This is a genomic window from Coriobacteriaceae bacterium (assembly GCA_025757745.1).
In the GTDB taxonomy this organism is placed as follows: domain Bacteria; phylum Actinomycetota; class Coriobacteriia; order Coriobacteriales; family Coriobacteriaceae; genus Collinsella.
Genome location: CP107217.1, coordinates 1,827,436 through 1,840,745, shown reverse-complemented (window position 1 = coordinate 1,840,745; position 13,310 = coordinate 1,827,436). Strand labels below are relative to the sequence as shown.

General features: G+C 60.0%; 13 protein-coding genes and 1 tRNA gene. All 14 read left to right on the top strand.

The window, feature by feature from the left end; all coding sequences use genetic code 11:
- Positions 1-349: 349 nt before the first annotated feature.
- The 14 genes from OGM60_08070 (at position 350) to OGM60_08005 (ending at position 13,286) form a co-directional block, all read left to right on the top strand.
- Complete coding sequence (locus OGM60_08070) at positions 350-1,834, top strand: UDP-N-acetylmuramoyl-L-alanyl-D-glutamate--2,6-diaminopimelate ligase (GenBank protein UYI98836.1); 1,485 nt, start codon at positions 350-352, stop codon at positions 1,832-1,834.
- 30 nt (positions 1,835-1,864) lie between these two features.
- Positions 1,865-2,776 (top strand): Cof-type HAD-IIB family hydrolase, encoded by a 912-nt coding sequence (locus OGM60_08065; protein ID UYI98835.1) that lies wholly within the window; start codon positions 1,865-1,867, stop codon positions 2,774-2,776.
- A gap of 51 nt (positions 2,777-2,827) precedes the next feature.
- A complete protein-coding gene (gene murI / locus OGM60_08060; GenBank protein ID UYI98834.1) occupies positions 2,828-3,712 on the top strand; it encodes a glutamate racemase in 885 nt (294 codons plus the stop codon).
- A gap of 53 nt (positions 3,713-3,765) precedes the next feature.
- On the top strand, positions 3,766-4,491 hold the full coding sequence (rph, locus tag OGM60_08055) for a ribonuclease PH (GenBank protein UYI98833.1): 726 nt from the start codon (positions 3,766-3,768) through the stop codon (positions 4,489-4,491).
- Between the two features lie 146 nt (positions 4,492-4,637).
- Positions 4,638-5,279 carry an RdgB/HAM1 family non-canonical purine NTP pyrophosphatase gene (rdgB, locus tag OGM60_08050; GenBank protein ID UYI98832.1) on the top strand — a complete coding sequence of 214 codons (642 nt, stop codon included), beginning with the start codon at positions 4,638-4,640 and terminating at the stop codon, positions 5,277-5,279.
- A 3-nt stretch (positions 5,280-5,282) separates the two neighbouring features.
- Positions 5,283-5,729 carry a D-aminoacyl-tRNA deacylase gene (dtd, locus tag OGM60_08045; GenBank protein ID UYI98831.1) on the top strand — a complete coding sequence of 149 codons (447 nt, stop codon included), beginning with the start codon at positions 5,283-5,285 and terminating at the stop codon, positions 5,727-5,729.
- A gap of 306 nt (positions 5,730-6,035) precedes the next feature.
- Positions 6,036-6,332: a Veg family protein gene (locus OGM60_08040; GenBank protein UYI98830.1), complete on the top strand. Its 297-nt coding sequence runs from the start codon at positions 6,036-6,038 to the stop codon at positions 6,330-6,332.
- Between the two features lie 2 nt (positions 6,333-6,334).
- Complete coding sequence (ispE, locus tag OGM60_08035; GenBank protein UYI98829.1) at positions 6,335-7,231, top strand: 4-(cytidine 5'-diphospho)-2-C-methyl-D-erythritol kinase; 897 nt, start codon at positions 6,335-6,337, stop codon at positions 7,229-7,231.
- A gap of 49 nt (positions 7,232-7,280) precedes the next feature.
- Positions 7,281-7,357, top strand: a tRNA-Pro gene (locus tag OGM60_08030).
- Positions 7,358-7,469: 112 nt separating this feature from the next.
- Positions 7,470-7,745, top strand: a complete 276-nt coding sequence (gene tatA / locus OGM60_08025; GenBank protein UYI98828.1) for a twin-arginine translocase TatA/TatE family subunit — start codon at positions 7,470-7,472, stop codon at positions 7,743-7,745.
- Positions 7,746-7,851: 106 nt separating this feature from the next.
- On the top strand, positions 7,852-8,322 hold the full coding sequence (gene greA, locus OGM60_08020; protein UYI98827.1) for a transcription elongation factor GreA: 471 nt from the start codon (positions 7,852-7,854) through the stop codon (positions 8,320-8,322).
- Between the two features lie 79 nt (positions 8,323-8,401).
- On the top strand, positions 8,402-10,366 hold the full coding sequence (gene lysS, locus OGM60_08015; protein ID UYI98826.1) for a lysine--tRNA ligase: 1,965 nt from the start codon (positions 8,402-8,404) through the stop codon (positions 10,364-10,366).
- A 489-nt stretch (positions 10,367-10,855) separates the two neighbouring features.
- Positions 10,856-12,424 (top strand): threonine/serine exporter family protein, encoded by a 1,569-nt coding sequence (locus OGM60_08010; GenBank protein UYI98825.1) that lies wholly within the window; start codon positions 10,856-10,858, stop codon positions 12,422-12,424.
- Between the two features lie 313 nt (positions 12,425-12,737).
- Complete coding sequence (locus tag OGM60_08005; GenBank protein ID UYI98824.1) at positions 12,738-13,286, top strand: DUF2798 domain-containing protein; 549 nt, start codon at positions 12,738-12,740, stop codon at positions 13,284-13,286.
- Positions 13,287-13,310: the final 24 nt, after the last annotated feature.

The window sequence follows — 13,310 nt, the reverse complement described above, 5'->3', positions numbered from 1 at the left end:
AATCTTTTGTTTCGTGATAGGGCATAAGCGCCGAGCGAACCGAAAAAACCACGTCCCGATCTTCAGACGAAGCGGCGGGCCGTGGTTGCGAACGCTATGTTAAAGAACAGCACCCAGATTTCCTTGTTTTTACACGGGGTGAACACCGTTGCCATTTATTAGACCACGGCACAGTCCATGCAATTTTTTAGAAGGCTGTGATGCGCGTAAGGTCAGGTGGCATATTAGGATGGTTGATAATACAGAATGTTTCATCGTTTCTGCCGCGGGACGTCTTCTGCCCTTTAAGGCTGAATTTAGCGAGAGAGGTCTTTGTATGTCGAGTCCGACACAAGAGAAGCTAACTCTGATGCGCTATATAGAGTTGCTCGAGGAAGATGACCTTGTTGTTTCCAGACCGAGCGCTTCGTGCGACCAGCGCATTGAGTTTGCGACTGATGACTCGCGCCAGGTGCGTCCGGGCACGTTGTTTGTCTGCAAGGGCCGTGCGTTTAAGCGCGAGTACCTGCTTTCGGCAATCGCCGATGGCGCCGTGGCCTACGTTTCCGAGGTCGATTACGATGTTGATCTTCCCGCGGTGATTGTGAGCGATATTCGTCGCACGCTCGCCGTGGTGGCAGATGCCTTTTATGGGCACCCGTCGGGTAAGGTGAAGGTCTGCGCCTTTACAGGCACCAAGGGCAAGTCGACCTGCAGCTTTTATCTGCGCGGCATCCTCGCCAACGAGGCCAAGCTTACGGGCTGTCATCGACCCGCTCTTAATACGGGCATTGAGTTCGACGACGGCATCGAGACGGGCCCTTCCAAGCTGACGACCCCCGAATCCTTCCTGCTGCAGTCTCGCATCGCGCATGCTGCGGAGGCGGGTGCCCCGTGGCTGGTTATGGAGGCATCGAGTCAGGGCCTCAAATACGAGCGTACGGGCAAGATTGACTTTGAAGTCGGCGCCTTTACCAATATCGGCGAGGATCACATTTCGCCGATTGAGCATCCGACGCTCGAGGATTACTTTGCCAGCAAGCTCAAAATCTTCTTGCAGAGCCGTTTTGCCGTGGTCAATCTCGATATGGATAAGGTCGATCGCGTGCTCGAGGCGGCATCTCGTTGCGAACGTACGGTGACGTTCTCCCTGACCGACGAGCGTGCCGACGTGCTTGCGCTGGCGATTCGCAATGGCGACTGCGGCGTGGTGGCAACGGTGCGCACGCCCCGTTTTACGCGTGACATTGTGATTCCCACGCCGGTTAAGTTCAATGTGTCCAACGCGCTTGCCGCTATTGCCTGCGCCGAGGCCCTGGGCATTTCCGAAGAGGGTATCGTCCATGGCTTTGAGGGCGTCTTCGTTCCCGGTCGTATGGAGCTCTATCCGTCCGTATCGGGCAAAATCCTGGGCATCGTCGATTTTGCACATAACGGCATGAGCCTCGAGACACTCCTGCGCGACTTGCGCGAGAACTATCCCGAGCGCGAGCTGGCGGTTGTATTTGGCGCTACGGGCGGTAAGGGTGTCGATCGACGCACCACGATGGGCATCGCCGCTGGCAAGTATGCCGACCGAATCGTGATTACCGAGGATGACCCCGGCCCCGAGGATGTCGAGGACATCTGCGCCGAGATCGCGCGCAACGTTCAAGCGCAGGGAAATGATAACTGGCAAATCGTGACTGATCGCGTTGCCGCTATCGAGACTGCCGTGCGCGAAACTGTCCGTCCTGCCGTGGTCATCGTGACCGGTAAGGGCGAGGAAGAGTGTATGCTGCGCAAGAACGGACCCGAGCCTTGTGAGCGCGACGGTTTGATTCTCAAGCGCACCCTTGCGGCGTACGACGCCTAGACCAGCCCCTTCTATGTAAACGGAGTGACCATGTCCCACAACATCCTGCCGACCGTTGCCGAGCTTTCGGGCGAGATGCGCGAGCGCCTTGCCAAGGTCAAGTATGTCTTTACCGATCTGGACGCCACGATGCTCGCCCCCGGCTCGTGCGTGCTGCGCGATAACGACGGCAATCCCTCGACCAAGCTCGTCGAGGCGGTTGTCGCGCTCGCCCGTGCCGGCATCCAGGTGGTTCCCACCTCGGGTCGCAATCGCACCATGATCCATGAGGACGCCCGCGTGCTCGGCCTCAACTCCTACATCGGCGAGATGGGCGGCCTGGTCATGTACGACCTCAAGGCCAACGACTGGGAGTACCTGACGGGCGACATGCCCTACGACCCCGCCTGCGGTCTCACGCCGCACCAGGTGATCGAGCAGACCGGCGTGTGCGAGAAGATCCTTGCCCGCTGGCCGCACAAGATCGAATACCACAACGACATGTCGACCGGCTACAAGTACCGTGAGGTCACCGTCGGCATGCGCGGCGATGTGCCCGACGATGAGGTCCAGGCCATCCTGGACGAGGCCGGCTGCGGTCTGGTCTGGGCTTGCAACGGCCATCTGACTCACCTGTCCAAGCCGACGACGCTCGAGCTTAATCGCGTCGAGGACGGCCGCGCCTTCAACATCAATCCGGCGGGTCTCAACAAAGGCGTTGCCATTGCGCGCTTCTGCGAGCACCTGGGGATCGAGCGCGAGGAGACGCTTGCGCTCGGTGACTCCGAGTCCGACTTCTACATGGCCGACCATGTTGGCATGTTCTGCCTGGTCGAGAACGGTCTGACGAGCGCCGGTGCCCCGGAGTTCTTGGATGCCTGCGACAATGCCTATATTACGCGCGGCAAGATTGTCGACGGTTGGGTGGCAACGGCCGAGCTGTTGGTCGCGGCCCGTTCGTAGCGCGACGCATCACGCATGGTCGCATTTTTCGAGAGAGAATCTGGTGAGGTAATGTCCGATATCGATAATCTGGCCGGGGACACGCGTCCGATCGGCGTGTTCGACTCGGGCCTGGGCGGCTTAACGGTCGCGCGCGCGATCGCAACGGCGCTTCCGCGCGAGTCCGTCTACTATTTCGGTGACACTAAACGCTGCCCTTATGGCACCCGCACCGAGGACGAGGTTCGCTCGTTTGCGCTGCAGGCGGGCCGCTGGCTATCGAGGCACGACGTTAAGATCATGGTCATCGCCTGTAACACGGCGACCGCCGCGGCCTTGCGTCTGGCTCAGCAAGTGCTCGACGTTCCTGTGATCGGCGTGATCGCCCCGGGCGCACGCGCCGCCATCAACAGCACGCGTACGCGTCGCGTGGGCGTGCTCGCCACCAACCTCACCATTCGCTCGGGCGCCTACACGCGCGCCATCCAGGATTTGGATGCTGGTGTCGATGTGTATGGCTGCCCGGCTTCGAGCTTTGTCGAGGTCGTCGAGCACGAGCTCGCCTCGGGCGCGCATCTGCAGGAGCAGTGGCTCGAGAACGAGGATATTTTTGATACGCCAGCCGTTCGCGCGCTGGTCGGCACCACAGTCGAGCCGCTGCACGATCGTGGCATCGATACCGTGGTACTCGGCTGCACGCATTTCCCGCTGCTGGTGGGTCCCATCCGCCATGCGCTAGGACCCGGGGTGCGCGTGGTGAGCTCCGCCGAGGAGACCACCCGCGAGCTGACCGATATCCTCACGCGCCGTGAGCAGCTGGCGGGCGATGCCGCCGAGCCACAGCATCGCTTTGCCACCACGTCTGACAACATTGCCGAGTTTGCGGTGGCGGGTAGCTTTATCTTTGGCCAGCCGCTTAAAAGCATCGAGCATGTCGATATCGACGAACTCGGTTAGGCTCGCAATGTCGCCGGAGGCTTCGCCACATCTTTTGCCGAAAGGATAGTTCCATGGAATACATGCAGGTCAACCGCGCCAACGGCCGCGCTGTCAACGAGCTGCGCCCCGTTAAGCTCACCCGCGGCGTCATGAAGCACGCCCACGGCTCGTGCCTGGCTGAGTTCGGCGACACGCACGTACTGTGCGCCGCCACCATCGAGGAGGGTGTGCCTGGTTGGCGCAAGGGCGCCAAGGCCGGCTGGGTAACGGCGGAATATGCGATGCTACCGGCCTCGACCGGTAAACGCTGCAAGCGCGAGCATGCCAACCGCAAGGGCCGCTCCATGGAGATCGAGCGGCTTATCGGCCGCAGCCTGCGTACCGTCGTCAATATGAAGGCGCTCGGCGAGTACACCGTTACCGTCGACTGCGATGTGATCCAGGCCGATGGCGGCACGCGTACGGCGAGCATTACCGGCGCCTGGGTGGCGCTGCACGACGCCCTTGCCATGTGGGTCGAGGCGGGCAAACTCGAGCGCATCCCGCTCACGGGCCAGGTTGCCGCCATTTCCATGGGCGTCGTCGACGGCAACACCCTGCTCGACTTGGATTATTCCGAGGACAGCCACGCCGAGGTCGACATGAACCTCGTCGCCACCGATTCTGGTGAGATGATCGAACTCCAGGGTACCGGCGAGCAGGCGCCCTTCGACCGCAAGCGTCTCAACGCTCTGCTCGACCTGGGTGACAAGGGTATCGCCGAGCTCATCGAGCTTCAGCGCCAAGCCCTCGCCTAACCTGCCAAAAAGGGACAGGTTTATTTTGGCAGGTTTTATCTGGGAAAACGTCGAAGTATAAGACTGCCGTTGATTGAGACGGGAGAGAGGCCGAAGTCCTCGTCGTCCTCAACTCGTCATTGCTATAGAGACAAAGGAGACCAGCTATGGCACTTGAGAAGATTGACATCGACACCCTCGACCCGGCGGCGACCATCGTCGTGGCAACCGGCAACGCCCATAAGCTCACCGAGATCGAGGCCATTTTGGGCAAGGTCATGCCCGAGGTGCGCTTTGTGGCGCTCGGCCAGCTGGGCGATTTTGAGGACCCCGAGGAAAACGGCACGACGTTTTTGGAGAACGCCATCATCAAGGCGCAGGCTGCGGTCGAGGAGACGGGCCTTATGGCCATCGCCGACGACTCCGGCTTGGTCGTCGATGCGTTGGACGGTGAGCCGGGCGTGTATAGCGCGCGCTATGCGGGCGTGCATGGCGACGATGCCGCCAACAACGCCAAGCTTCTCGTTAACCTGGAAGGCGTGGCAGACGAGGACCGTACCGCGCGCTTTATGAGCGTCGTCGCGCTTATCGATACGGACGGCCTGGTCACCTATGGCGAGGGCGCCTGCGAAGGCGTTATCGCGCACGAGGGCCGCGGCGAACACGGTTTTGGCTACGACCCGCTGTTCCTGCCGGTCGATACGCCGGGCAAGACCATGGCCGAGCTCACGGCGGACGAGAAGAACGCCATCAGCCATCGTTTCCATGCGCTCGAGCATCTGTCCGCCAAGCTGACGGGCGAGGAGTAGACCGTGCGTGCGGTGGTGCAGCGCGTGCTCAACGCCAGCGTGACAGTCGACGGCGAGTGCGTGGGCCGTATTGGACGCGGCTACTTGGTGCTGCTGGGCGTGGGCCACGGCGACACACGCGCCGAAGCCGACAAGCTGTGGGGCAAGCTCCGCGGGCTGCGTATCAACGAGGACGAGAACGGCAAGACCAACTTGGCGCTGGCGGATGTCGACGGCGAGGTGCTCGTGGTGTCGCAGTTCACGCTGTTTGCCGACTGCCGCCACGGCCGCCGTCCGTCGTTTACGGACGCCGGCGCGCCCGATGTCGCTAACGAACTTTACGAGTACTTTTTGACACTCGTCGCTCAGGACGTTGAGCATGTGGCGCACGGTATCTTTGGCGCCGATATGAAGGTCGACCTGGTCAACGACGGTCCGTTCACCATCGTCCTGGACACAGACAATCTTTAGGTTACGCGGTTTTACCAAACCGCGTAACTACTCGACGCTGCACGGCCACCATTCGGCCAATCTGTCGCTCAAACCGTCGCTCGCGTACCAAAGTACGCGTCGCTCCTCTTTCGCGACACCTTGGCTCGAATGGTGGTCGTTCGCTGACGTGAACTGGTCATGTGAGGTTATCGTCTGGTACGTATTTGGGACCGGGCTTTTTTAGCTGCTTGCGTATGGCTGCAACAGGGTGCTATAGTATTAGAGTTTTGTCTATCTTAGGGGTATTATCCCCTTTTTGAATTGCACCCTCTGGAGGCCCTATTCATGGAAGAGATGGAAGTCAATCACGTCGACGACATCCACGAGAAGCTGACCGATATGGTGGGCGATCGCGTCAAGGTTAAGGCCAACATGGGCCGTACCCGCGTCATCGAGCGCATGGGCACCATCAAGAGCGTCCACCCCGCTGTCTTTATCGTTGAGGTTGACGAGCGTCGCGGCCGCAAATCGCGTCAGTCCTACCAGTACATCGATGTCCTTACCGGCCAGGTCGAACTGTTCGACCCCGAGAGCGGCGAACATATCTTTACCCCGCTCGGCAACCAGCTCGAGGAGCACTAACGGTGACCGATCGGTCCCTCATCCTTACCGCGCCGGCAAAGATTAACCTCTACCTGGGGGTTCATACCGAGCGCGATGACCGCGGCTACCACAGGGTCGATTCCCTGATGGCGGCCGTCGGTCTTTCCGATACCGTGACGGTCACGCCGGCGCAGGCGCTGACCGTCCAGACGGTTCCAGCATCAGATTTTCCCATGCAAAAGAATACGGCGTATCGGGCTGCGGTTGCTATGGCCGAGCATTATGGTCGCGAGGCAAACATCCGCGTGACGATTGAGAAGCGCATTCCATTGTGCGCCGGCTTGGGCGGCCCCTCGACGGATGCGGCCGCGGTCATTGTCGCCTTGGCGGAGCTCTGGGGCATTGATCGCACCGACCCAGCGCTCGACGACATTGCGCGGGGCATTGGTGCTGACGTCCCGTTCTTTTTGCACGCGAGTCCTGCGTTCTACGTAGGTGGGGGAGACGTGCTGGCAACTGAGTACCCCGCGCTGCCCGTGACGCCCGTCGTGCTGGTTAAGCCGCGCGAGGCGAGCGTTTCGACAATTGAGGCCTATCGACGTTTTGACGAGGCCCCGGTGCCTGCGGACAAGCCCGGCGCGATAGCTTCTGCCTTGCGTGCTGGTGATGCCGAGACGGCATATGCGCTCATCCATAACAACTTGGGTGTCATTTCCGCACAGATGGAGCCGCAGATTCAAACGGTTCTCGATTGGCTGCGTAAACAGGACGGAACCGTTGCTGTAGATGTGTGCGGATCGGGTGCCTGCTCGTTTGCCATTTGCGACACCGCCGCCACGGCCGAAAGGCTTGCCGACGCTGCCCAGCAAAACGGCTGGTGGGCCTGCACGACGGAGCTCATTCCCAACACGGTTCGCGTCGAAGTGCCAAAGAAATAAAAATTTCTCTAGCATGCGGCGAAAATCTTTGTTACTATAGTCGAGCTAACGGGTTGTGGCTCAGTTTGGTAGAGCACTGCGTTCGGGACGCAGGGGTCGCTGGTTCAAATCCAGTCAACCCGACCAGAGCATGAGGAGGGACCGCTTCTTGCGGTCCCTTTTTTTAGCTATTGTTGTGATACCGCGATACCCGCGGTATACTCATTCGAGCTTGTCTCGCTGTATTGTGGAGGTCTACATGTTTGGACTGAGGGCTCCTGAGCTCATCATTATTCTCGTCGTTGTCCTGATTATCTTCGGGCCCAAGAACCTGCCGAAGCTCGGCAAGTCCCTCGGCTCTACCGTCAAGAATATCCGCGAGGGTATGGAGGGCGACGATAAGGCCGAGACCAAGCAGGCCGAGGAGGTCGTGGTCGAGCAGTCCGAGGAGGACAAGGAGATCGCTGAGCTCGAGGCCAAGCTCGCTGCTGCCAAGAAGAAGCAGGCAGAGGACAGCGACGCGGACGCAGAGTAGTCCCATCCCTTTGGGGTGAGCACCTGACCGGCTTGCCCGCAGGCTAGCCGGTCTTTTTCGTTTTGTTGACAGTTGATTGTTTGATCAGAGTTGGGGAGATATCCGTATGGACGCAAGCCAGATCGTACTGACCGCTGAGGGCCGCCAGAAGCTCGTCGAGGAGCTCGCTTGGCGTGAGGGCGATTACGCCAAGGAGATCGTCGAGGACATCAAGGAAGCCCGCGCGTTCGGCGACCTTTCGGAGAACTCCGAGTACGACGCCGCTAAGGACAAGCAGGCCCAGAACGCCGCTCGTATTGCCGAGATCCAGGCCATCCTCGCCAACGCTCAGGTTGCTGCCACCACGGGCGACCTGACCGTCTCCATCGGTTCCACCGTTTCGCTGATTGATCCCAACGGCGAGGTCATGGAAGTCACGCTCGTCGGTACCACCGAGACCAACTCGCTCGAGCACAAGATTTCCAACGAGTCTCCGGTCGGTCACGCCATCATTGGTCACGGCGAGGGCGACTCCGTCGAGGTCGTTACGCCTTCCGGCAAGACTCGCGTCTACACCATCGCCAAGATCGCACGCTAGACCACGGTCCCGCGTAAAGGTATGTTTTCGCTCCCTGGGACCGAATCCTGGGGAGCGTTTTAGTTTGAGGAGCTAACTTATGGCAGAGAACCAGAACGCCGCCGATCAGGCATCGACGCTCAACGACGAGCGCGCCACCCGCCTGGCCAAGCGCGCCGCCCTGTTCGAGGCGGGCCAGAACCCCTATCCCGAGCACTCTGAGCTTGAGGACTACGTCGCCGATATCGAGGCTAAGTACGCCGAGCTTGCCGATGGCGAGGACACCGAGGACATCGTGAAGATCGCTGGCCGTGTGGTCGCCAAGCGCGGTCAGGGCAAGATCATGTTCATCGTCGTGCGCGATGCGACTGCCGAGATTCAGCTGTTCTGCCGCATCAACGACATGGACGAGGCTGCCTGGAGTACGCTCAAGGCCCTCGACCTGGGCGACATCCTGGGCGTGACCGGCGTGGTCGTGCGCACCCAGCGTGGCCAGCTCTCCGTTGCCCCTAAGAGCGCGACCCTGCTTGCCAAGGCCGTTCGTCCGCTGCCCGAGAAGTTCCACGGTCTTTCCGACAAGGAGACCCGTTATCGTCAGCGCTACGTCGACCTGATCGCCAACGACGATGTCCGCGAGACCTTCCGCAAGCGTTCGCAGATTCTCTCCACCTTCCGCCGCTTCATGGAGTCCGACGGCTACATGGAAGTCGAGACCCCCATCCTGCAGACTATCCAGGGCGGCGCCACGGCTAAGCCGTTCATCACGCACTTCAACGCGCTCGACCAGGAGTGCTATCTGCGCATTGCTACCGAGCTGCATCTCAAGCGCTGCATCGTCGGCGGCTTTGAGCGCGTGTTCGAGATTGGCCGCATCTTCCGCAACGAGGGCATGGACCTCACCCACAACCCCGAGTTCACCACGATGGAGGCCTACCGTGCCTTCTCCGATCTCGAGGGCATGAAGGCGCTTGCCCAGGGCGTCATCAAGGCTGCCAACAAGGCCATCGGCAACCCCGAGGTCATCGAGTACCAGGGCCAGACCATCGATCTTTCCGGTGAGTGGGCAAGCCGCCCCATGACTGATATTGTCTCTGACGTGCTCGGCAAGAAAGTCACCATCGACACGCCGGTCGAGGAGCTTGCTGCCGCCGCGCGCGAGAAGGGCCTGGAGATCAAGCCCGAGTGGACTGCTGGCAAGATCATCGCCGAGATTTACGATGAGCTGGGCGAGGACACCATCGTCAACCCGACCTTCGTGTGCGATTACCCCATCGAGGTCAGCCCGCTTGCCAAGCGTTTTGAGGACGACCCGCGTCTGACGCACCGCTTTGAGCTGGTTATCGCCGGTCACGAGTACGCTAACGCGTTCTCCGAGCTCAACGACCCGGTCGACCAGGCCGAGCGCTTTGCCGCTCAGATGGCCGAGAAGGCTGGCGGTGACGACGAGGCCATGGAGTACGACGAGGACTACGTGCGCGCCCTCGAGTACGGCATGCCTCCCGCGGGCGGCATCGGCATCGGTATCGACCGCGTGGTCATGCTGCTCACCAACCAGGCCTCCATCCGCGACGTCCTGCTGTTCCCGCACATGAAGCCCGAGAAGGGTTTCCAGTCCGGTGCTGCTGCCGCCAAGGCCGCCGAGGCCGGCAACGCCTCGAGCCCGTTCGTCAAATCGCTCAAGCCTACGCTCGATTACTCTAAGATCGCCGTCGAGCCGCTGTTCGAGGAGTTTGTCGACTTTGATACCTTCTCCAAGAGCGATTTCCGCGCCGTGAAGGTCAAGGCGTGCGAAGCCGTCAAGAAGTCCAAGAAGCTGCTGAACTTTACGCTCGACGACGGTACCGGTACCGACCGCACCATCCTTTCCGGCATCCATGAATACTATGAGCCCGAGGACTTGGTCGGCAAGACCCTGCTCGCCATCACCAACCTTCCTCCGCGCAAGATGATGGGCATTCCCAGCTGCGGCATGCTGATCAGCGCTATTCACGAGGAGGAGGGCGAGGAGCGCCTCAATCTGATTCAGCTCGACGCTTCCATCCCCGCCGGCGCAAAGATGTACTAGGGGGTTACGCGGTTCTACGAACCGCGTAACGGCTCGACGCTGCGCGGGCCGCATTTGGACAATCTGACGTTCAACTTCAAGGGCGCGACCAGAAGGTCAGCGCCCTTTCGTTTCACGTCACCTTGTCTCAAATGCGACCCGCTCGCTGACTTATACTCAACCTGCGGCGCCATTTTGCTTGAAGGCACCTTGCTCGCTCTGGTGGGCTTTCGCTGTCCGTCCTCTATCTGCGGTGTTGCCCTGGTTGGCACTTAGGGACGTTCCTTTTCTGCCGGCACTTGGGGACAGTCCTTGTCGAGTTACTGGTGCAGGGTGTGTCGTTGCCAAGGCATCGGCGTTGCCTTGGCCGTCAATAGTCATTGGGGGCGTTCTCAAACGACTACCCAACGGCTATTGCACACATGGCTCGCATGACAGCCGTCTCTTTTATGTTTCCTTTAGCCGTCGCTGTCTAGGATGGGGGTTAGTCGATAGGAAGGGAGCACCGGGATGGACGATGCGAGCGAGCGTGCTATCGAAGAGGACATGCTCGATCAGTTCAATTACTTTGATGATGAGGACGAGGAGCTGATCGACCGTCGCGAGCCAGCGCCGCTTGATTCCTTTGATCTGATCGATGAAGAGCCCGACGAGGACGAGGGCGAATCGGCGGAGCCCCCACAGTCTTCGCGCCTTGACTCGCTGCTTTCGAGAGCCCCCATGCACCACGGTGTCCGTGCCGGCGCGCTCCATATGAAAACTGACTGGCACCAGATCGTGACGGCAGGCGATGAACTTGCCGTCGATGCGCCGCTCACCGATAAATCATCCATCGTCTGCCGCACCGGTATGCTTATGCTCGCGAGCGGAACGGGTGCCTGGCGCGTGCGCGATACCATGAATCGTGTTGCTGACGTGCTCGGCGTCACGATTCACGTCGACCTGAGTCTCCTGTCGTTTGAGTGCACCTGCATCGAAGATGGCCACTGCTTTAACGAGGTTGTCAGCCTGCCCACAACGGGAGTCAATACCCATCGCATCTGGATGATGGAGAGCTTCTTAAAGGAAATCGAGATTTACGGGCGCCGGTTTACCGTGCACGAATACCACGAGATGCTCAAGACCGTTGAGAGCTCAAAGCCCGATTACGCTCCCTGGCAACAGGGCCTTGCGGCGGCCTGTGCTTGTGGCGCCTTCGTCTTTTTGCTCGGCGGCGGCCCTATCGAGATGGCCTGCGCGTTCGTAGGCGCTGGTGTCGGCAATTTTGCTCGCTCCCATATTCTCAAGCAGGGCCTTGGTCAGTTCAGCGCGCTGACGACCGGCGTTGCGCTCGCTTGCGTTTCGTATCTGCTGGCATTGCTCGGCCTTGGCCAGGTCATACCGGGGGCAATGTCGCACCAAGAAGGCTATATCGGCGCCATGCTCTTTGTGATTCCCGGCTTTCCGCTCATTACGGCAGGCCTCGACATCGCTAAGCTCGACATGCGAAGCGGTATCGAGCGCCTTTCATATGCCGTATCGATTATTGTGATGGCGACCCTCGTAGGTTGGATGGTTGCCGAGTGTGTTGGCCTAGCGCCGGACGACTTTGCCCCACTGGGCCTTTCGCCGCTTGCCCTTACGCTCCTGCGCGTGGTGATGAGCTTCGTTGGCGTATTCGGCTTCTCGGTGATGTTCAACAGCCCGGTAAAGATGGCCGCGGCAGCTGGGTTGATCGGTGCCGTGTCCAATACCCTGCGTCTGACCCTTGTCGATGCGCCGACGATGATTCCCTTCCTGGGCCTCAGCACGGGAATGCCTCCCGAGGCAGCAGCGTTTATCGGCGCGCTGGTATCGGGGCTGCTCGCAAGCTTGGCTGAAGTCAAGCTCACCTACCCGCGCATCGCCCTCACGGTGCCTTCGATTGTCATTATGGTGCCCGGTCTGTATCTCTATCGCTCTATGTATTACATGTGCACCTTCGACACAGTCAATATGCTCGGCTGGTTTGTGCGCGCAGTGCTCATCGTAGCGTTTCTGCCCGTTGGGCTGGGTGTGGCGAGAACTCTCACCGACCCTCGCTGGCGCCACACCAGCTAATTGGTACAAGGGGGACAGGTTACTTTGCACCAAAAGAGTTGCGGTGAAATAGGGACTGAATTGCTGCTTAAAGGGTCAAAACAGTCCGTATTCCACCGCAACTTATGGGGTCGGGGGATTATCGGTGCCCTGCATCTTCATAAACTCAACGCTTACGAAGCGCATGCGTTTCGTGCTAGGCTGGTTCCACCACATAAGTAGTCGCAGACGCACGTACCACGGGCGGGCGAGATGAAGTCCCAACAGCTCCATCTTGCCCGCCCGTTTTTGTTGCGTGGTGCCGCGGCACAACACAGAGAGGAATCTGCCCTTCATGCCTATCAACAAACGAGAGAGCCTGCTGTTCACCTTTATCATGTGCTTTTGCATGGTGCTCTGGATGAGCATCTACAACGTTGCCCTGCAGCATGGGGCCATCAACGGCGAGGTCGTTGCCGCTGCGTGGCTCGGCTTCCCCGTTGCCTACATTTTTGCCATGTGCTGCGACTGGTTCGTCGCCAGCCCGCTCGCCAAGGGTTTCGCCTTTAAGTACTTGGTCACTCCGGGCAAGAGCTCGCCGCTCGCCATGACGCTCGCCGTCAGCTCCTGCATGGTCGTTCCCATGGTCATCATCATGTCGCTGTACGGTGCCTGCGAGGGTCTGACGCACATGCCCGGTGGCATCCTTGCGAACCTGTATTCCGTGCCCGCGATCTGGATGATCAACATCCCGCATAATTTTGTGATGGCGCTGCCGTGGAACCTTTTGGTAGCCGGTCCGATTTCCCACTTCGTCTTCCGTCGCGCCTTCCCTGTGGGGACGGTTTTCGAGGAGGAGCATGCCGAGCTCTTGGAGCAGGCTATGGCTCCTGAGTGCGAGTAGCTCGCTTAGGGATCTGCTGAGCGC